General features: G+C 72.4%; 15 protein-coding genes. 11 read left to right on the top strand and 4 right to left on the bottom strand.

Going from position 1 to position 20118, the window contains the following annotated elements; all coding sequences use genetic code 11:
* Positions 1-146: 146 nt before the first annotated feature.
* Positions 147-2564, top strand: a complete 2418-nt coding sequence (locus ACFYYF_RS25325) for an MMPL family transporter (RefSeq protein ID WP_388779474.1) — start codon at positions 147-149, stop codon at positions 2562-2564.
* A gap of 61 nt (positions 2565-2625) precedes the next feature.
* A complete protein-coding gene (locus ACFYYF_RS25320; protein ID WP_388779471.1) occupies positions 2626-3669 on the top strand; it encodes a zinc-dependent alcohol dehydrogenase family protein in 1044 nt (347 codons plus the stop codon).
* On the opposite strand, the gene ACFYYF_RS25315 is transcribed toward ACFYYF_RS25320, so the two are convergent.
* Positions 3650-3868, bottom strand: a complete 219-nt coding sequence (locus tag ACFYYF_RS25315; RefSeq protein ID WP_388779468.1) for a helix-turn-helix transcriptional regulator — start codon at positions 3866-3868, stop codon at positions 3650-3652. The genes ACFYYF_RS25320 and ACFYYF_RS25315 overlap by 20 nt on opposite strands.
* Before the next feature lie 239 nt (positions 3869-4107).
* The gene (locus ACFYYF_RS25310) at positions 4108-5085 is read right to left on the bottom strand and encodes a sugar phosphate isomerase/epimerase family protein (RefSeq protein ID WP_388779465.1); all 978 of its coding nucleotides are present in this window, start codon (positions 5083-5085) and stop codon (positions 4108-4110) included.
* A gap of 130 nt (positions 5086-5215) precedes the next feature.
* Between ACFYYF_RS25310 and iolC the strand changes: the two genes are divergently transcribed.
* Genes iolC through mmsA form a run of 5 tightly spaced genes read left to right on the top strand, consistent with a single transcriptional unit; the run spans position 5216 to position 11420 of the window.
* On the top strand, positions 5216-6166 hold the full coding sequence (gene iolC / locus ACFYYF_RS25305) for a 5-dehydro-2-deoxygluconokinase (protein WP_388779462.1): 951 nt from the start codon (positions 5216-5218) through the stop codon (positions 6164-6166).
* A 56-nt stretch (positions 6167-6222) separates the two neighbouring features.
* The gene (locus ACFYYF_RS25300; protein WP_388779950.1) at positions 6223-7104 is read left to right on the top strand and encodes a deoxyribose-phosphate aldolase; all 882 of its coding nucleotides are present in this window, start codon (positions 6223-6225) and stop codon (positions 7102-7104) included.
* 7 nt (positions 7105-7111) lie between these two features.
* Positions 7112-7954 carry a 5-deoxy-glucuronate isomerase gene (gene iolB, locus ACFYYF_RS25295; protein ID WP_388779459.1) on the top strand — a complete coding sequence of 281 codons (843 nt, stop codon included), beginning with the start codon at positions 7112-7114 and terminating at the stop codon, positions 7952-7954.
* Positions 7951-9903 (top strand): 3D-(3,5/4)-trihydroxycyclohexane-1,2-dione acylhydrolase (decyclizing), encoded by a 1953-nt coding sequence (iolD, locus tag ACFYYF_RS25290; protein WP_388779457.1) that lies wholly within the window; start codon positions 7951-7953, stop codon positions 9901-9903. The genes iolB and iolD overlap by 4 nt, the downstream gene beginning before the upstream one ends.
* A 14-nt stretch (positions 9904-9917) precedes the next feature.
* The gene (mmsA, locus tag ACFYYF_RS25285) at positions 9918-11420 is read left to right on the top strand and encodes a CoA-acylating methylmalonate-semialdehyde dehydrogenase (RefSeq protein ID WP_388779455.1); all 1503 of its coding nucleotides are present in this window, start codon (positions 9918-9920) and stop codon (positions 11418-11420) included.
* Positions 11421-11481: 61 nt separating this feature from the next.
* Here the strand turns inward: mmsA and ACFYYF_RS25280 are convergent, their stop codons facing one another.
* A complete protein-coding gene (locus ACFYYF_RS25280; RefSeq protein WP_388779452.1) occupies positions 11482-12327 on the bottom strand; it encodes a hypothetical protein in 846 nt (281 codons plus the stop codon).
* Positions 12328-12754: 427 nt separating this feature from the next.
* Here ACFYYF_RS25280 and ACFYYF_RS25275 point away from each other — a divergent pair, with 427 nt between their 5' ends.
* Positions 12755-14164, top strand: coding sequence for an APC family permease (locus ACFYYF_RS25275; protein WP_388779449.1), 1410 nt, complete (start codon positions 12755-12757; stop codon positions 14162-14164).
* Positions 14165-14200: 36 nt separating this feature from the next.
* Here the strand turns inward: ACFYYF_RS25275 and ACFYYF_RS25270 are convergent, their stop codons facing one another.
* Entirely contained in the window at positions 14201-14611 is a 411-nt protein-coding gene (locus tag ACFYYF_RS25270; protein WP_388779446.1) for a GNAT family N-acetyltransferase, read from the bottom strand.
* Positions 14612-14727: 116 nt separating this feature from the next.
* Here ACFYYF_RS25270 and ACFYYF_RS25265 point away from each other — a divergent pair, with 116 nt between their 5' ends.
* The 3 genes from ACFYYF_RS25265 to ACFYYF_RS25255 all read left to right on the top strand — a co-directional run bounded on the left by ACFYYF_RS25265 (position 14728) and on the right by ACFYYF_RS25255 (position 20057).
* Entirely contained in the window at positions 14728-17415 is a 2688-nt protein-coding gene (locus ACFYYF_RS25265) for an alpha/beta fold hydrolase (RefSeq protein ID WP_388779443.1), read from the top strand.
* Positions 17412-18275, top strand: coding sequence for an ABC transporter permease (locus ACFYYF_RS25260; RefSeq protein ID WP_388779440.1), 864 nt, complete (start codon positions 17412-17414; stop codon positions 18273-18275). Before ACFYYF_RS25265 ends, ACFYYF_RS25260 begins: the two co-directional genes overlap by 4 nt.
* A gap of 159 nt (positions 18276-18434) precedes the next feature.
* Positions 18435-20057, top strand: a complete 1623-nt coding sequence (locus ACFYYF_RS25255; protein WP_388779437.1) for a von Willebrand factor type A domain-containing protein — start codon at positions 18435-18437, stop codon at positions 20055-20057.
* Positions 20058-20118 lie beyond the last annotated feature (61 nt).

The following is a 20118-nucleotide window of genomic DNA, read 5'->3' as shown; positions in this document are numbered from 1 at the left end:
CGGGACACGATTGACAAACGCGAGCGGTCACTCGCATTCTTGAAAAACGCGAGCGACGTCTCGTGTTTGCCAGTCTAAGGCAATAGGCGATCCATGATGCCTGCACGGATGCGGGTCATCGGGTCACGGTGAGGGGACACCGCATCATGTCCGAAGTCGACGGCGCGGACGACGGGCCCGCGAGGGGACCGGGCGGAAGCCGGGGAGAGCAGGGGGCCGAGCGCGGGGGTACGGGCTCGGGCGGAGGTACGGACGAGGGTGCGCGCCTCGGCGGCTGGACCCGGTTCGTGACCGCGCGTCCACGGCTCTCCCTGCTCGTCGCCCTCCTGCTGACCGCGCTCGCCGTGGTCGCCGGCAGCGGGGTCGCGGACCGGCTGGGCAGCGGCGGCTGGGAGGACCCCACCGCGCAGTCCACGTACGCGACCAAGGCCCTGGAGCGGGAGTTCCCCGCCTCGCAGCCCAACCTCCTGCTCCTCCTCGACGCCGGCAAGGCCTCGGTCGACGACCCCGCGGTCGCCGCGGAGGGCCGGCGGATCGCGGCACGTCTGGCCGCCGAGGACGGCGTCACCGGAGTCGGTTCGTACTGGCAGTCCCCTTCACCCGCGCTGAAGGCCCGCGACGGTCACGAAGCGCTGATCGCCGCCCGGCTCACCGGCGACGAGACGGCCGCGGCCCGCACCCTGGACCGCATCGCACCCTCCTACCGAGGAGCGAGCGGGCCCGTCGAGGTCGAGGTCGGCGGACCGGTCGCCGTGCGGCACGAGATGCAGACGACCATCAAGGAGGACCTCACCCGGGCCGAGATGATCGCCCTCCCGGTGACCCTCCTGCTGCTGGTCATGGTCTTCGGGAGCGCCGTCGCGGCCCTGCTCCCGCTCGGGGTCGGGATCATCGCGATCCTCGGCACCAACGCCGTGCTGCGCGGGCTCACCGAGGTCACGGACGTCTCGGTCTTCGCGATGAACCTGACGACCGCCCTCGGTCTCGGCCTCGCCATCGACTACGCCCTGTTCATCGTCCGCAGGTTCCGCGAGGAACTGGCCGGCGGCGCACCGCCGCGCGCCGCGATCGGCGTCACCCTGCGCACCGCGGGCCGGACCGTCCTCTTCTCCTCCCTCACGGTCGCCGTGTCCCTGGCCGCGATGCTCGTCTTCCCGCAGTACTTCCTGCGCTCCTTCGCCTACGCGGGCATCGCCGTCGTGCTGCTCGCCGCGGCCGCCGCCCTGATCCTGCTCCCCGCGGCGCTGATGCTCCTCGGCGACCGGGTGAACTCCCTCGATCTGCGGCGTCTGTTCCGGCGCGGCAGGCCGGACCCGGCCGAGGGCGGGGCCCTGTGGGGGCGCACGGCCTCGCTCGTCATGCGCAGGGCGCCGCTCTTCGCGGTGGCCACCACGGCCGGCCTCATCGTCCTCGGACTGCCCTTCCTGGGCGTGAAGTTCGGTACGGCCGACGACCGGCAGCTCCCCTCGGGCGCGGAGTCGCACGTCGTCCAGCAGCACATCCGCGACGGCTTCCCCGGCAGCCCGGGCAGCGCCCTGGAGGTCCTGGCCGAGGGAAGCGCCACGAAGACGGAGTACGCCCGGTACCGCGAGCGGATCGCCGCCCTGCCCGAGGTGCTGCGCGTGGACGGCCCGCTGGTGAAGGGCGACGCGGCCTACTTCTCGGTGCTGCCGAAGGGTGAGGCCGTGGACGAGGGGGCCCAGCGCCTGGTGGGCGAACTCCGGTCGGCCGAGGCTCCGTTCAAGACCTCCGTCACGGGCACGGCGGCCGTCCTGGTGGACTCCAAGCACGCGATAGCCGACCGGCTCCCGTGGGCGGCAGGCTTCATCGCGATCGTCACGCTGTTCCTGGTGTTCCTGCTGACGGGCAGCGTGCTGATCCCGGTCCAGGCGGTCCTGCTCAACGCGCTCAGTCTGACCGCGATGTTCGGCGCGGTGGTCTGGGTCTTCCAGGACGGCCATCTCTCCGGCGTCCTGGACTTCACCAGCTCCGGTTCCATCGAGACGACCCTGCCGGTCCTGATGTTCTGCGTCGCCTTCGGTCTCTCCATGGACTACGGCGTCTTCCTCCTCTCCCGCATCAAGGAGGAGTACGACCACACCGGCGACCACCGGGAGGCGGTCCGCTTCGGACTCCAGCGCACCGGAGGGCTGATCACCGCGGCCGCGGTCATCCTCGCGGTGGTGATGGTCGCCATCGGCACCTCCCGGGTGGCCAACACGAAGATGCTCGGACTGGGTGTCGCGCTGGCCGTCCTGATGGACGCGATGGTCGTCCGCAGCCTGCTGGTCCCGGCGGTCATGCGTCTGACGGGCAGGGCCACCTGGTGGGCCCCGGGACCCCTGCGCCGCTTCCACGACCGGTTCGGCCTCAGCGAGTCGGAGCCTCCCGCACCGGCCCCGGACACCGAGCCGGCCCCGGACACCGAGCCGGCCCCGGCGGCCGAGCCCTCTTCGGACGCCGAGTCGTCCCCGGGCAAGGCGCCCGAGGCCGAGCCGGCAGCGGACGGGGCGCCGGAAGCGGACGCGGAGCCGGTCCGGGACAAGGCCGATGCGCACCGCTAGAGCAGGCTCCAGGGCCTAGCGTCTCCGCGAGAGCTGATCTCCGAGTGGAGGGCGGGAGCGGATGCGGGCAGTGGTGTTCGAGCGGTACGGGGAGACGGCCGGGGTCCGGGAGGTGGCGGACCCGGCACCCGCGGAACACGGGGTGGTCGTGCGGGTCGAGGCCACGGGACTGTGCCGGAGCGACTGGCACGGCTGGATGGGCCATGACCCGGACATCACGCTGCCGCACGTGCCGGGGCACGAACTGGCCGGGGTGATCGAGGCGGTGGGCGCCGGGGTGAGCGGCCACCGCCCCGGCGACCGGGTCACCGTCCCGTTCGTCTGCGCCTGCGGAAGCTGTCCCGCCTGCGCGGCGGGCGACCAGCAGGTGTGCGAGCGGCAGACCCAGCCGGGGTTCACGCACTGGGGCTCCTTCGCCCAGTACGTGGCGCTCGACCACGCGGAGGTGAACCTGATCCCGCTGCCGGAGGAGCTGTCGTTCGCGACGGCGGCCTCGCTGGGCTGCCGGTTCGCCACGGCGTTCCGGGCGGTGGTCGCGCAGGGCAGGGCGGCACCGGGGGAGTGGGTCGCGGTGCACGGCTGCGGTGGCGTGGGCCTGTCGGCGGTGATGATCGCTGCGGCGGCCGGCGCACGGGTCGTGGCCGTCGACGTCTCCTCCGCGGCGCTCGATCTTGCGCGGGCGTTCGGGGCGGCGGAGTGCGTGGACGCCTCCGAAGTGGCCGACCCGGCGCGGGCGGTCCGTGAACTGACCGGCGGCGGGGCGCACGTGTCGCTGGACGCCCTCGGATCGCCGGGCACCTGCGCGGCCTCGGTGGAGGGACTGCGCCGCCGCGGCCGGCACGTGCAGGTCGGTCTGCTGCCCTCGCCGACCGGTCTCACCCCGGTCCCGATGGCCCGGGTGATCGCCCTCGAACTGGAACTCCTCGGCAGCCACGGGATGGCGGCCCACGCCTACCCGCCCCTCCTGGAAATGGTCCGCGCCGGAGTGCTCCGCCCGGACCTCCTCGTCACCTCCACCATCGCGCTGGACGCCGCGCCGGCCGCCCTGGCCGCCATGGGCTCCGCTCCGGGCCGGGGTGTGACGGTCATCGAGCCGTGGGCGTGAGGGCGTCGGGCCGCAGAGGGTGATCCGGCCGGGAGGCGACCCAGGCGCGGACGGTGTCGGCGTACCAGTAGGGCTTTCCGGCCTCGACGTGGTCGGGCGGCGGCAGCAGCCCGTGCTTGCGATAGGACCGGACGGTGTCCGGCTGAACCTTGATGTGCGCGGCGATCTCCTTGTACGACCAGAGCCGGCGGTCGGTCATGAAACGGCACCTCCCCGCGCGCGCCGCGGCGGCGGCCTGGGACGGCCGTCGGGGGAGCCGGGCGCTGCGCTGGTGATCACACAGCGTGTGCCCGATGAACGACGCAGCGTGAGGGGTGGGCCGCGACTGTCGACCGGGTGTGACGCAAGACCCGCGTAAACGCGACATGTGTGACACAAGGGAGTCTTTTGTGACACGGGTGACGCATGGCCGGCAGTGGGCGCTCGGGGAGGCGGGGGTCAGGCGCCGCAGGACCGCAGGAACGCCCGGGTGCGCCGGGCGATCGGCAGCGGCTTGTCCGGCGGGCACGGGTACATGTCCTGCTCGACGATCGCGAAGAGCTCGACGCCGAGGTCCTGCGCGGCGGCGAGGACGGGCTCCAGCGCCGGTACGCCGGAGGGCGGTTCGCACATCACGCCGCGGGCGACGGCGGGCCCGAACGGCAGGTCCTCGGCCCGCACCCCGGCCAGCACCTCCGGGTCCACCTGCTTGAGGTGGAGGTAGCCGATGCGTTCGCCGTACGTCTCGATCAGCTTGACGCTGTCGCCGCCGCAGTAGGCGTAGTGGCCCGTGTCCAGGCAGAGCGACACCAGCGAGGAGTCGGTCGCGTCGAGGAAACGGGTGACGTTCTCCTCGCTGTCGATGTGCGTGTCGGCGTGCGGATGGACGACGACCCTCAACCCGTAGCGCTCGCGCACCTCGTGGGCGAGCCGCTCGGTCTGGGTGGCCAGGTCCCGCCACTGGGCCGGTGTCAGCTCGCTGTCCTCCAGCACCGCGCCGGTCTTGTCGTCGCGCCAGAAGGCCGGGATGACCACGAGATGCCCGGCGCCCATCGCCTGGGCGAGCGCCGCGATGTCCGAGACGTGCGCCCAGGTGGACTCCCACACGTCGGGACCCCGGTGCAGCCCGGTGAAGACCGTGCCCGCCGAGACGCTGAGCCCGCGCCGGGCGGTCTCCTCGCGCAGGACGTCCGGATCGGTGGGCAGATAGCCGTGCGGGCCGAGCTCGATCCACTCGTACCCCGAGGCGGAGACCTCGTCGAGGAAGCGCCGCCAGGGGACCTGCCGGGGGTCGTCGGGGAACCAGACGCCCCAGGAGTCGGGAGCCGAACCGACCCGGATGCGCGAGAGTGAGGGCGGAGGTGACGACCGCGGTGACGACTTCGGTGAGGGCCCGGGGGATGACTGCGGCGATGACTGCGGCGGCAACGACGTCATGGGCGCCAGCTTCCGGCGGGTCCCGGGAGGTGTCAAGCCATGGTCCGAATGTCTGGACAAAACGTTGACAGGGTCCCCTCGCGAGGCTAGACCTGGGGGCAGCCGCAGGGACCGCGCGGAAGGGAACGCGATGGCGTACGAGCTGATCTCCATGGGGCGGATCGGTGTGGACCTCTACCCGCTGCAGACGGGGGTCCCGCTGTCCCGGGTGACCTCCTTCGGCAAGTTCCTCGGCGGCTCGGCGACCAACGTCGCGGTGGCGGCCGCGCGGCTCGGACGGCGTACCGCCGTCGTCACCCGAACGGGTGCCGACCCCTTCGGAACCTATCTGCACGAGGCGCTGCGCGACTTCGGCGTCGACGACCGCTGGGTCACCGCGGTCCCCGGACTGCCGACTCCGGTCACCTTCTGCGAGATCTTCCCGCCGGACGACTTCCCCCTGTACTTCTACCGGCAGCCCAAGGCCCCCGACCTGGAGATCGGCGCGCACGAACTCGACCTCGACGCCGTGCGCGAGGCCCAGGTCTTCTGGATGACGGGCACGGGACTGAGCGCCGAGCCCAGCCGCACGGCCACCCTCACCGCCCTGGCCCACCGGGCCCGCTCCGGTACGACCGTCTTCGACCTCGACTGGCGCCCCATGTTCTGGACCGACCCCGCCTCCGCCCGGCCCTTCTACGCGGAGGCCCTGCGCCACGCCACCGTCGCCGTCGGCAACGTCGACGAGGTCGAGGTCGCCACGGGGGAGCGCGAACCGCACGCCGCCGCGGCGGCCCTCCTCGCGGCCGGTGTCGACCTCGCCGTGGTGAAGCAGGGGCCCAAGGGCGTCCTCGCCGTCCATCGCGACGGCACCACGGCCGAGGTCCCGCCCCTGCCGGTCGAGGTCCTCAACGGCCTCGGCGCGGGCGACGCGTTCGGCGGCTCCCTCTGCCACGGGCTGCTCGCCGGCTGGGACCTGGAGAAGACCGTGCGCCACGCGAACGCGGCGGGCGCCATCGTCGCCTCCCGGCTGGAGTGCTCCTCCGCGATGCCCACCGCGCACGAGATCGAACAGGCCCTCGCCGCCGGAGCGGTGCGGTGAGGGCGGGCCACGTCGGGGGAGCCCGTCCCGAACAGGGCGGCGGCGGGCCCGCGCCCGTGCGCGTCGACGTCTCCGCCCTCGCCCGGACCCGGGCCCGCCGGCCCGAGGCGGTCGCGGAGGCCGCCGCCCGGCGGGTGCGACGGCCCCTGGTCGAGGGTTCCGGGCGGCTGATGATCGTCGCCGCCGACCATCCGGCCCGCGGCATGCTGGCCGTCGGCGACCGGAAACTGGCCATGGCGGGGCGTGCCGACCTGCTGCAGCGCCTGTGCGTCGCGCTCTCCCGCCCCGGCGTCGACGGGGTGCTCGCCACCGCCGACATACTGGACGACCTGATGCTCCTCGGCGTGCTCGACGGCAAGGTGGCCATCGGCTCGATGAACCGGGGCGGACTCGCGGGTTCCGCGTTCGAACTGGACGACCGGTTCACCGGCCACCGCCCCAGGGACATCGAACGGTTCGGTCTCGACGGCGGCAAACTGCTGCTGCGCATCGACTACGACGACCCCGGCTCGCTGCGCACGCTGGAGTCCACCGCCCGCGTGATCGACGACATGGCCGAACGGCAACTTCCCGTCTTCGTCGAACCGTTCCTCTGCCGTCGCCGGGACGACGGCACCCTGCGCAATGATCTGAGCGCCGAGGCCGTCACCAAGTCCCTCGCCATCGCCGGCGGCCTGGGCGGCAGTTCGGCGTACACCTGGCTGAAGGTCCCCGTCACCGAGAACCCCGACGACATGGCCCGGGTCATGGGGACCTCCACGCTGCCCGCCGTCCTGCTCGGCGGCGATGTCGGCGAGGACCAGGAGGGTGCGTACGAGAAATGGCGCGGGGCGCTCCAACTACCCACCGTGCAGGGCCTGGTGGTGGGCCGTTCGCTGCTGTATCCCGCGGACGGCGATGTCGCCGCGGCCGTGGACACCGCCGTAGGACTTCTGTGAGGGCCGCATGAGTCGTCCGAGCAACGAGCTGTACGTGCCCGCGGGCACCACCGCCGACGCCCACTACACCCTCGACATCGCCCCCGAACGGGCCGGCTGGACCCACAGCAGCCTGCGGATCGTGGAACTGTCCCCCGGCGGCACCCACACCTTCACCACCGGGGACAGCGAGTGGATCGTGCTCCCGCTGGCCGGCGGCTGCACGGTGCGCACCAAGGACGGCATGGACGAGCAGGAGTTCCAACTCCTGGGCAGGGAGAGCGTGTTCGACGGAGTCTCCGACTTCGCGTACGTTCCCCGTGAGGCCCGGGCCCAGATCGCCTCCGGCGCGGGAGGCCGCTTCGCCCTGGCAGGAGCGAAGTGCGAGCGCCGACTCCCCGCCCGCTACGGCCCCGCGCCGGAGGTTCCCGTCGAAGACCGCGGCAGCGGCGACTGCGCGCGCCAGGTGCGCAACTTCGCCGCCGCGGACGTCTTCGACTGCGACCGGCTCATCGCCGTGGAGGTGATCACCCCCGGCGGCAACTGGTCCTCGTATCCGCCGCACAAGCACGACGAACACCTGCCCGGTGTCGAGTCCCTGCTGGAGGAGATCTACTACTTCGAGATCGACGGACCGAACGGTTTCGGCTATCAGCGCGTGTTCCCCTCCCGGGAGGGCGGTTCGGACGTCCTCGCCGAGGTTCGCACCGGCGACGCCGTCCTCGTCCCCGACGGATGGCACGGCCCGTCCATCGCCCAGCCCGGTCACACCATGTACTACCTGAACGTCATGGCGGGGCCGGGCGCGGACCGGGAGTGGCGGATCCGCTTCCACCCGGAACACGCGAAGAGCACAGGGGGATACCGATGACCTCGACGGCGAGGCTGACGGTCGCGCAGGCGCTGGTGCGGTTCCTGGCCGCGCAGTACACCGAACGGGACGGCGAGCGCCGCCGGCTGATCGGTGCCGTGTGGGGCATCTTCGGGCACGGGAACGTCGCCGGGATCGGCCAGGCGCTCGTCGAGTACGCGACGGTGCCCGGCGGGCGGACACCTCCCGCGCCCTCCACATCCCCGGCGTCCTCGGCATCCCCCGCGCCCCCCGTGATGCCGTTCCACCAGGGCCGCAACGAACAGGCCATGGTGCACGCGGCCGTCGGCTACGCCCGCCAGTGCGGCCGGCTCTCCGCGCACGCCGTGACCACCTCCATCGGGCCCGGCGCCACCAACCTCGTCACCGGCGCCGCGCTCGCCACCGTCAACCATCTGCCGGTGCTGCTCCTGCCCGGTGACGTCTTCGCGGCCCGCCCCGCCGATCCGGTGCTCCAGCAGCTGGAGGTCCCCTTCGCCGGGGACGTGTCGGTCAACGACTGTCTGCGCCCGGTGTCGAAGTACTTCGACCGGATCACCCGCCCCGAGGCCCTGATGCCGGCGGCGCTCCAGGCGATGCGTGTGCTCACCGACCCCGTCGACACCGGCGCCGTCACGCTCGCGCTGCCCCAGGACGTGCAGGCGGAGGCGTACGACTGGCCCGAGGAGTTCTTCGCCGAGCGGACCTGGGCCGTACGGCGCCCGGCACCCGACGCCGGCGAGCTGGCCCGCGCCGTCGAGGCGGTCCGCGGGGCCCGGCGTCCGCTGATCGTCGCGGGCGGCGGCGTCCACCACAGCCGCGCCGAGGAGGCGCTCGCCCACCTCGCCTCGGCCACCCGCATCCCGGTCGCCTCCACCCAGGCGGGCAAGGGCTCGCTGCGCTGGGACCACCCGCAGGACGTCGGCGGCATCGGGCACACGGGCACGGCGACAGCCGACGAGCTGGCCCGCACCGCCGACCTGGTGATCGGGGTCGGCACCCGCTACACCGACTTCACCACCGCCTCGGGCACGCTGTTCGCCGCCCCGGACGTCCGTTTCCTCAACCTGAACATCGCCGCGTACGACGGGCACAAGCTCGCGGGCTCGCCGCTGATCGCGGACGCCCGCACCGGTCTGGAGGCGCTCACCGAGGCGCTGCTGCCGCTGCGCCACCGCGCGGAGCCCGCGTACGTGACCGAGTACACGGACGACAAGGAGCGCTGGGAGTACCGCGTCGACGCGGCCTACGAGGCGGAGGACGTCGACGTCCGGCCCACCCAGCCGCAGGTCCTCGGCGTCCTCGACGAGCTGGTCACCGACGAGGACATCCTGATCAACGCGGCCGGCTCGCTCCCCGGCGACCTGCACAAACTGTGGCGGGCCCGGTCGCGGGACCAGTACCACGTCGAGTACGGCTATTCGTGCATGGGCTACGAGATCCCGGCGGCGATCGGCGTGCGGATGGCGGCCCCGGACCGGCCCGTGTGGGCGCTGGTCGGCGACGGCACGTATCTGATGATGCCGACCGAGATCGTCACCGCCGTCCAGGAGGGCGTCGCGATCAAGGTGGTCATCCTGCAGAACCACGGATACGCGTCGATCGGCGGGCTCTCGGAGTCCGTGGGCGGCGAGCGTCTGGGCACGGCGTACCGCCGTCTGGCCGCCGACCGTACGTACACGGGAGTGCCGCTGCCGGTGGATCTCGCGGCCAACGCGGCCAGTCTGGGTATGCGGGTCCTGCGCGCGCGGACCGTGCGTGACCTGCGGGCGGCCCTGGCCGAGGCGCGCGAGGCGGACACTCCCACTTGTGTCTACGTGGAGACCGAAACGGCAGACACAGTGTCGGGCGCGCCCCCGGCCCAGGCCTGGTGGGATGTACCTGTGGCCGAGACCGCGACCCGAGCGTCGGCGGTGAAGGCCCGTGAGGAGTACGTACGGCACGTCGCCGCCCGACGACGCCATCTGTGAAGGAGTACATGGCCATGACGAAGACCGTCGACCACTGGATCGGTGGCAAGTCCGTCGAGGGTGCGTCGGGTACGTACGGGCCGGTCACCGACCCGGCGACCGGCGCCGTGACCACGAAGGTCGCGTTCGCGAGCGTCGAGGAGGTCGACGCCGCCGTCGCCGCCGCGAAGGACGCGTACGCCACCTGGGGTCTGTCCTCGCTGGCCAAGCGGACCACGATCCTGTTCAAGTTCCGCGCGCTGCTCGACGCCAACCGCGACGCCATCGCCGAACTGATCACCGCCGAGCACGGCAAGGTGCACTCGGACGCGCTCGGCGAGGTCGCGCGCGGCCTGGAGATCGTCGAGCTGGCCTGCGGGATCACGACGCAGCTCAAGGGTGAGCTGTCGACCGAGGTGGCCTCCCGGGTCGACGTGTCCTCGATCCGCCAGCCGCTGGGTGTCGTCGCGGGCATCACGCCGTTCAACTTCCCGGCCATGGTCCCGATGTGGATGTTCCCGATCGCCATCGCGTGCGGCAACACCTTCGTCCTCAAGCCCTCGGAGAAGGACCCCTCGGCGGCCATGAAGCTGGCCGAGCTGCTGGCCGAGGCCGGTCTGCCCGACGGTGTCTTCAACGTCGTGCACGGCGACAAGGTGGCCGTCGACCGGCTCCTGGAGCACCCGGACGTCGCCGCCGTGTCCTTCGTGGGCTCGACCCCGATCGCCCGCTACATCCACACCACCGCCGCCGCGAACCACAAGCGGGTCCAGGCCCTGGGCGGCGCGAAGAACCACATGCTGGTCCTGCCGGACGCCGACCTGGACGCCGCCGCCGACGCCGCCGTCTCGGCCGCGTACGGCTCGGCCGGCGAGCGCTGCATGGCGATCTCCGCCGTCGTGGCGGTCGGTTCCGTCGGCGACGAACTCGTGGCCAAGATCCGTGAGCGTGCCGAGAAGATCAAGATCGGTCCCGGCAACGACCCGGCCTCCGAGATGGGCCCGCTCATCACGGCCGCCCACCGGGACAAGGTGGCCTCGTACGTGAAGGGTGCCGCCGACCAGGGCTGCGAAGTCGTCCTCGACGGCACGGGCTACACGGTCGAGGGCCACGAGGACGGCCACTGGATCGGTCTCTCGCTCCTGGACCGCGTGCCGGTGACGGCGGACGCGTACAAGGACGAGATCTTCGGCCCGGTGCTGTGCGTGCTGCGCGTGGACACCTACGAGGAGGGCGTGGCGCTGATCAACGCCTCCCCCTTCGGCAACGGCACCGCGATCTTCACCCGGGACGGCGGCGCCGCCCGCCGCTTCCAGCTGGAGATCGAGGCGGGCATGGTCGGCGTGAACGTGCCGATCCCGGTGCCGGTGGGCTACCACTCCTTCGGCGGCTGGAAGGACTCCCTGTTCGGGGACCACCACATCTACGGCAACGACGGCACGCACTTCTACACCCGCGGCAAGGTCGTCACCACCCGCTGGCCGGACCCGTCGGAGGCCCCGACGGGCGTCGACCTGGGCTTCCCGCGCAACCACTGAGGCCTTCGGTCACCGGTGCCCCGCTCCTCGCACGAGGGGCGGGGCACCGTTGCGCCGGGGTCTACTGCTGCTGCGCGGCGGCCTTCTTCAGGAGTTCGGTGACATCACCGGTCTGCGCGGCGGGCGGGGCCTTCACGTCGGCGGTGGTGCTGAACTTCTCGAAGTCCATGGTCACCGTCATGGTGCCGAGGACCTCCTTGAAGCGGACCGGCAGGTCCCCGGGGCCGACCCAGACGTCCATGGTGACCGCGTCGACGGTGCCGGTCGCCGAGCCGAAGAGCGTGTCGTCCCCGGCCGTCAGGGCGTCCTTGTACTTGCCCATGTGGCTCTTGTCGATCACGGCCCGGTAGTGGGTCGTGGTCTTCCCGCCGACGGTCTCCTTGCCGAGGTCGTCGACGTTGTTCGCGTACTTCAGCCCCCGCATGCTCGCCGCAGGGCTGCCGGCGCCCGAGTTTCCGCGCATCGCCTCGGCGCCCGCCGCGCCGAAGACGGCCGACCCGTCGACCTTCATCCACTCCTTGCCCTTGAGCGGGCCGGACGGCTGCGGGTCGATGTCGTAGTAGTAGGCGCCGTCCACGAAGAGCGCGCGGATCGACGGGTCGCGCGTCAGCGTCTCCATCTTCGCGGCCTTGGTGTCCATGCGGACGTCGTACGCGTAGCCGTCGCCCCAGGAGTAGGTGCCCTCCATGGCGATGGGCGCGGCGCCGTTCGCCTGGGTGGTCATCTTGACCTCGGCGGAGCCCTGGGACTCCGTCCGGTCCGTGGCCCGCCCCAGCGCCGCCATGATCGTGTCGGCGTGGCTGACCGCCTCGGCGGCCTTCTTCGTCGTCTCCGCACCGCATCCGGCCGTCCCGGCCAGCGCCGCGACGACCACTCCCGCCCAGACCGCACCCCGCGTGTACCGCATGTTCCCCACCCCTGTCCGTATGTCCTCTGCGCGCAGGACTCTAGCCGCAGGGACTGACATGACCACCACAGATTTGCGTCCGGAATGCGGACCAATTCCAGCGAGTTTCGGGAGCGCTGCTGCGGTTCTCGTCATGCGGTGACGAAACGGGTAGTGCAGGTGGAATGACGATGTGCCCTTTGAAAGCAAGGTCACACTGCGCCGGGTATTGATGATTGCCGTACGAGAGTGTTACGGCCTGGGAAAGTTATGTGACGTGCGTCGCTCCGCTACTGCGGATTCCGTAGGTAAACGGCCATTGACGCAACGGTTTCCGTCAAGGTTCCATCAGCGCGGGAGCGGACGAGAACGAACAACGACGCGAGCCGCCGGAGGCGATAACGCTCCCGCCCGAACATCTGATGCACGAGTCGATCGGAACCGCTTCATGACCGACACGCTCCGCCCCGTCGAGACCGCCGTCCCGGACGCCGCCCCAACGGCGACCGGGAACCCGAAGACGCTCAAGCGCTCCATCGGCGTCGTCGGCGGCACTCTGCTGACGCTGTCCTGCGTGACCCCGGCCTCGACGCTGTTCGTGGTCATTCCCGACCTCTTCGGCTCACTCGGCACCGCGACCGCCCTCACGATCGCGATCGGCTCGCTGCTCTGTATCGCCGTGGCGTTCTGCTACTCGGAGCTGGGCACCCTCATCCCCAGCGCCGGCGGCGAGTACGCCATGGTCTCGACGCTGGCCGGACGGCTCGCGGGCTGGCTGGTCTTCGTGATGTCCCTGCTGGTGGTGATGATCGTCCCGCCGGTGATCGCCATGGGCACCGCCGACTACCTCGCCCCCGTGGTGCATCTCGACCCGGCGATGACCGGGGCCGGCGTCATGCTGCTGGCCACCCTCGCGGGCCTGCTCGACCTGCGCGCCAACGCCTGGATCACCGGCATCTTCCTCGTCCTCGAAGTCGTCGCCGCCGGCGTGGTCGCCCTCCTCGGCTTCACGCACAGCCAGCGCGGCCTCGGCAGCCTCACCTCCCTGCAGGTCGCCGGAACCGGCGGACACACCGACGCCGTGACGGGCATGCTCGTCATATCCGGGCTCGCCATCGCCCTCTTCGCCACCCAGGGCTTCTCGACCGCGGTCTACCTCTCCGAGGAACTGGAGAACCCGCGGCGCAACGTCGCCCGCACCGTGCTGGCCACCCTCGCCATCTCCACCGTCGTCATCCTGGTCCCGGTCGTCGCCATCACCATGGGTGCCTCCGACATCGGGGAGCTGACCGGCGGCGACATCAGCAGCATGGTCACGGCCTGGTCCAACTCGGCCGTCGGCACGTTCGTCAGCCTCTGCGTCGCCCTCGCGATCATCAACGCGGGCATCGTCATGGTCATCCAGAACTCGCGCGTCCTGTTCGCCTCGGCCCGTGACAAGGCCTGGCCCGAGCCGGTCAACAAGGGCCTGTCCAAGCTCGGCCGGTTCGGCTCCCCCTGGGTAGCCACCCTCCTGGTGGGCGTCCCCGGCGCCGCCCTCTGCTTCGTCAACCTCGACACCCTGTACGGCGTCACGGGCGTGTCGGTGACGGCCATGTACCTGCTCGTCGCGGTCGCCGCCCTGCTCGCCCGGCGCGGCCACCACCGCCACACCTCCGCCTGGCGGATGCCGCTGTGGCCCGCGGTGCCGGTCCTGCTGATCGTCGTGCTCGCCTACGTCCTCACCCAGCAGGAGACGCAGTACCTGCTGTGGACCGGTGGCATCACCGCCGTCGCCACCCTGTACTGGGCCCTCTACCTGCGCCCGCGCCGCGACACCCGCTGGCTGGTGTCCATCCCGGAGGACGCGCAGGCCTGACCCGCGCGACGCGGGCATCCGCCCCGCGCCGGAGCCTCAGCCGAAGTCCCACGTCATCACCGTGCACGACCCGTCGTCCTCCCCACCCGCACTGCGGTACGTGGCGAGGGCGACGTCGTTTCCGGCGTCCACCCCCACCCACATGCCGTAGCAGCCGCGTTCCCGGGCCAGGGCGGCGAGTTCACGGACCAGCGCCCGCCCGGTGCCACGCCGCCGGAACGGCTCCGCCACGGCCAGCTCGTACAGGAACATCTCGGTGCCCTTGTCCGGGTGGACCGTCTCGACACCGCTGACGAAACCGACCGGGACCCCGCCCTCGTAGGCCAGGAACAGATGATGGCCCTGCGCCTGGAGGAACCGCCTGGCCCACTCGGGACGCACGGGGGCGTCGAAGAGGTACTCGGCGGCGGTCAGTTCCCGGACCGTGACGGCGCGGCGCAGCTCCATGGCCCGTTCGTACCACGGACGCGGTACACGCGGCCCCCGCCGTACCTCCCCGGGAGGGGGGCCGGTTCAGCCCGGTGGCTGTCCCCGGTGCGGGCGGGCGCCCGTACCGTTGAGGCATGGATCTTCGACTGCCCCGGCCGCGCGGGCCGCGCCGGGGGCACCTCGCCGCCCGCACGACGCAGCGGGCCCGCGGGAGATGGGCGGCCGCCGCCGCTGCCCTCGTGCTGCTCGTCGGCGCGGGCACCTGGACGGCCGTCGCCTCCGACGAGGCGCCCGCCGTCCACCGCTCCGACCGCGTCATGACCATGGACGGCGGAGTGCGGCTCGACACCTCGTACTTCACCGCGGGCCCGTCCTCGCAGCGCCGCCCCGCCGTCCTGCTCGCGCACGGCTTCGGCGGCAGCAAGGCGGACGTCCGCGACGAGGCCGAGAAACTCGCCCGTGACGGATACGCGGTCCTGACCTGGTCGGCGCGCGGCTTCGGCAGGTCCACCGGCCGGATCGGACTGAACGACCCCAAGGCCGAGGTGGCCGACGTCTCCCGGCTCGTCGACTGGCTCGCCCGCCGCCCCGAGGTCCGCCTCGACGGCGGCGGCGACCCGCGCGTGGGCGTGGCCGGCGCCTCCTACGGCGGGGCGATCTCCCTGCTGGCCGCCGCGAACGACCCGCGCGTCGACGCCGTCGCCCCCTCGATCACGTACTGGAACCTCGCCGACGCGCTGTTCCCGAACGGCGTGTTCAAGAAGCTCTGGGCGGGCATCTTCATCAACTCCGGAGGCGGCTGCGCCCGCTTCGAGCCCGAACTGTGCGCGATGTACAACCGGGTCGCGGAGTCCGGGAAGCCGGACGCGGCGGCGGTGAAGCTGCTCCAGGAGCGCAGCCCCTCCGCCGTCGGCGACCGCATCAAGGTCCCCACCCTCATCACCCAGGGCCAGTCCGACTCCCTCTTCCCGCTCGGCCAGGCCGACGCGATGGCCGAGGCCATCAAGGCCAACGGCGCTCCCGTCGACGTCGACTGGATCGCGGGCGGCCACGACGGCGGCGACCGGGAGACGGACCGCGTCACCTCCCGCGTCGTCTCCTGGTTCGACCGCTATCTGAAGGACGACAAGAGCGCCGCCACCGGCCCCGCCTTCCGCGTCACCCGCACCGGAGGCGTCGACTCCACCGACGGAGCCGCCCTGCTGCGCGGCGCGAGCTCGGACACCTATCCCGGACTGCACAGCGGCCCGCGCACCGTCGCCCTGACCGGCCGTGAGCAGCGCTTCGAGAACCCGGCGGGCTCCACTCCGCCCGCCATCTCGGCCCTGCCGGGACTCGGCGGCTCCGGCGGCCTCTCCCAGCTCGCGAGCCTCGGCGTCGGCGTCTCCCTGGACTTCCCCGGCCAGTACGCCCGCTTCGAGTCCGCGCCCCTCGGCGAGGACCTGCGGATCACCGGCTCACCGACGGTCACCGTGCACGTCGAGTCGACCGCCGACGACGCGGTCCTCTTCGCGAAGGTGTACGACGTCGGGCCCGGCGGCACCCAGCAGGTCCTGCCCTCGCAGCTCGTCACCCCCGTCCGTGTCGAGGGCGCGAAGAACGGCAAGGACGTGTCCCTGACGCTTCCCGCCGTCGACCACGCGGTCCAGAAGGGCCACCGCCTGCGCCTGGTCCTCGCCTCGACGGACCTCGGCTACGCCTCCCCGGCGGCCCCGGCCACGTACACCGTCTCGCTCAAGAGCGGCGGCCTCCAGGTGCCGACGGCTCCGGGAGTCAAGACCGCGGCCTCGGCCCTGCCCTCCTGGGTGTGGTGGCTGCCGCTCGCCGGCGCGCTCACCGCCCTGGCACTGCTGGTCACCGGCCGCCGCCGGACGAGCGCCCCCGCGCCCGACGCCGAACTGGCCGAAGTCCCGCTCCAGATCACCGGCCTGAGCAAGCGCTACGCCAAGTCCGCCGACCGGTACGCGGTACGGGACCTGTCGTTCCGCGTGGAGAAGGGCCAGGTCCTCGGCCTGCTCGGGCCGAACGGCGCGGGCAAGACCACCACCCTGCGCATGCTCATGGGCCTCATCACGCCCGACGACGGCGAGATCCACGTCTTCGGGCACGCGATCCGCCCCGGCGCTCCGGTCCTCTCCCGTGTCGGAGCGTTCGTCGAAGGCGCCGGATTCCTCCCGCACCTGACCGGCCGCGAGAACCTGGAGCTGTACTGGCGGGCCACCGGCCGTCCCCCCGAGGACGCCCACCTGGAGGAGGCCCTGGAGATCGCCGGACTCGGCGACGCGCTCGCCCGCGCGGTGCGCACCTACTCCCAGGGCATGCGCCAGCGCCTCGCCATCGCCCAGGCCATGCTCGGCCTCCCCGACCTGCTGATCCTGGACGAACCCACCAACGGCCTCGACCCGCCGCAGATCCGCGAGATGCGCCAGGTGATGATCCGCTACGCCGCCGCGGGCCGCACGGTCATCGTCTCCAGCCATCTCCTCGCCGAGGTCGAGCAGTCCTGCACCCACCTCGTGGTCATGGACCGCGGCCGGCTCGTCCAGGCAGGACCGGTGTCCGAGATCATCGGCTCCGGCGACACCCTGCTCGTCGGCACCGGCGCGCCCGTCGACGCGCCGGTCGTGGAGAAGGTGGGCGCACTGCCGGGCGTGCTCTCGGCCGTCGCGTCCGAGGACGGACTGCTGGTCCGCCTCGACTCCGGCGGCAGCGCGCAGCGCCTGGTCGTGGACCTCGTACGCCTCGAAGTACCGGTGGCGTCGGTGGGACCCCACCGCCGTCTGGAAGACGCGTTCCTCACCCTGATCGGAGGCTCCGCATGAGCACGCTCATCGAGCGGACCGGGACGGCCGACGGGTACCGGGCGCGCCGCACCCTGCCGCTGCGCGTCGAGCTCGTCCGCCAGCTCAAGCGCCGCCGCACCCTGGTGATGGGGATCGTCCTCGCCGCCCTGCCCTTCGTCCTGCTCGTCGCGTTCGCGATCGGCGGGGAGCCGGGCGGCCGCAACAACCAGGTCACCCTGATGGACACGGCCACCGCGTCGGGCGCCAACTTCGCCGCGGTGAACCTGTTCGTGTCGGCGGGCTTCCTCCTCGTGATCCCGGTCGCGCTGTTCTGCGGCGACACCGTCGCCTCCGAGGCGAGCTGGTCCTCCCTGCGCTACCTGCTGGCGGCTCCCGTGCCCCGGGCCCGGCTGCTGTGGTCCAAGCTCACCGTCGCGCTCGGCCTCAGCCTCGCCGCGATGGTCCTGCTGCCGGTCGTCGCGCTGGCCGTCGGGACCGCCGCCTACGGCTGGGGCCCGCTGGAGATCCCCACCGGCGGCGCGCTGCCCGCGGGCACCGCCGCCCAGCGGCTCCTCGCGGTGATCGCGTACATCTTCGTGTCCCAACTGGTCACCGCCGGGCTCGCGTTCTGGCTCTCGACGAAGACCGACGCCCCGCTCGGCGCGGTCGGCGGCGCGGTCGGCCTGACCATCGTGGGCAACGTCCTGGACGCGGTCACCGCGCTCGGCCACTGGCGCGACTTCCTGCCCGCGCACTGGCAGTTCGCCTGGGCGGACGCCGTCCAGCCGACGCCGGAGTGGGGAGGCATGATCCAGGGGACGGCGATCTCCGTCACGTACGCGTTCGTCCTGTTCGCCCTGGCCTTCCGCGGTTTCCGCCGCAAGGACATCGTGTCGTAGCGCACCGGAAGATCACCTACCGGTCTCGGTGACCCCGCGTCGTGGCCGCTTCGCAACCCTTCCGCAACCAGCCCGAGCGCACGTCACGGCCCCCTCGGCCGTCACAGTCACACAGGTCGGCCCACACAAGGGCCGTACGCCGAGGGGGCACAGATGGGGATGAAGCACACACGGACGGCGGCCGAGTCGGGCCGCCCACGCGGCGGCGCGCGACGGGGGAGCCGGCGAAGGCTCGGCGGCGCGCTGCTCGCCCTGCCGATCGCGGGCGCGCTGCTGCTCACCGGATGCGGCGCGGGCGACGGCAGCAACTCCACGGACGGCCCGGACAAGTCCGGCGGCCGCAACAACCTCCCGCTGCCGGCGCCCGCACAGCCGACGGGCGGCGCGGCCGGGCGGGACGCCGAGGGCGAGCAGTCGGACGCCCCGGACGTCGAGCCCTCGCCCGACTACCTCTCCACCTTCGCCCTCGACGTCGACACCGCGTCGTACGGCTACGCCCGCCGCACCCTCGCGGACGGCCGCGCGCCCGACCCCTCGACGATCCGCCCCGAGGAGTTCGTCAACAGCTTCCGCCAGGACTACGAACGCCCCGACGGCAACGGCTTCTCGCTGTCCGTCGACGGCGCCCGGACGAACGACGGACGCTGGTCCCTCGTCCGGGTCGGGCTCGCCACCCGGCCGGGCGAGAGCGAGCGTGAACGCCCGCCCGCCGCCCTCACCTTCGTGATCGACATCTCGGGTTCCATGGCGGAGCCGGGCCGGCTCGACCTCGCCAGGGAGTCCCTCGACGTGATGACGGACCGGTTGCGCGACGACGACTCGGTCGCCCTGGTCACCTTCAGCGACGAGGCCGAGACCGTCCTGCCGATGACCCGGCTCGGCGACCACCGCGCCCGCGTCCACCGGGCGATCGACAGCCTGGAGCCGACCGACTCGACCAACCTCGGCGCGGGCGTGCGGACCGGATACGCGACGGCCGTCGACGGACTGCGCGAGGGCGCCACCAACCGGGTCGTCCTGATCTCCGACGCCCTCGCCAACACCGGCGACACGGACGCGGACGACATCCTCGAACGGATCTCCTCGGCCCGCCGCGAGCACGGCATCACCCTCTTCGGCGTGGGCGTCGGCAGCGACTACGGCGACGCCCTCATGGAACGCCTCGCCGACAAGGGCGACGGCCACACGACGTACGTCTCCGACCGCGACGACGCCCTCACCGTCTTCTGCGACCAGCTCCCGCGGAACATCGACCTGACGGCACGCGACGCCAAGGCGCAGGTCGCCTTCGACCCCGAGACGGTCGAACGGTTCCGGCTCATCGGCTACGACGACCGGAAGGTCGCCGACGACGACTTCCGCGACGACCGGGTGGACGGCGGCGAGGTGGGCCCCGGCCACACGGTCACCGCCCTGTACGCCGTCCGCACCCGTCCCGGCGCCTCCGGGCATCTGGCCACCGCGACCGTCCGCTGGCTCGACCCCGACTCCCGCGCCCCGCACGAGGAGTCCGGCGGCCTGGAGACCGGCGACCTGCGCGACGGCGTCTGGAGCTCGCCGTACTCCTTCCAGGTCACCGCCGTGGCCGCCTACTTCGCCGACGACCTGCGCGCGGGTGACGCCCGATGGAGCACCCTGCCCGGTGTCCCCTCCCTCGGAGAACTCGCCTCGCGGGCCCGCTCCCTGGCGGACGTGACCGAGGACAAGGACGTCGCGGCGCTCGCCACCGCGATCGGCCAGGCCGACCGACTCGACATCTGCTCCGACGACTGCGTCCGGTAGCGCGCCCCGGCGGACACGGGAACAGCGGGCCGCTCCGGGGAGCGACCCGCTGTTCGTGGTG

It is taken from the genome of Streptomyces sp. NPDC001914, assembly GCF_042891215.1.
Classification (GTDB): Bacteria; Actinomycetota; Actinomycetes; order Streptomycetales; family Streptomycetaceae; genus Streptomyces.
This window is presented reverse-complemented; position numbering and strand designations above follow the sequence as displayed.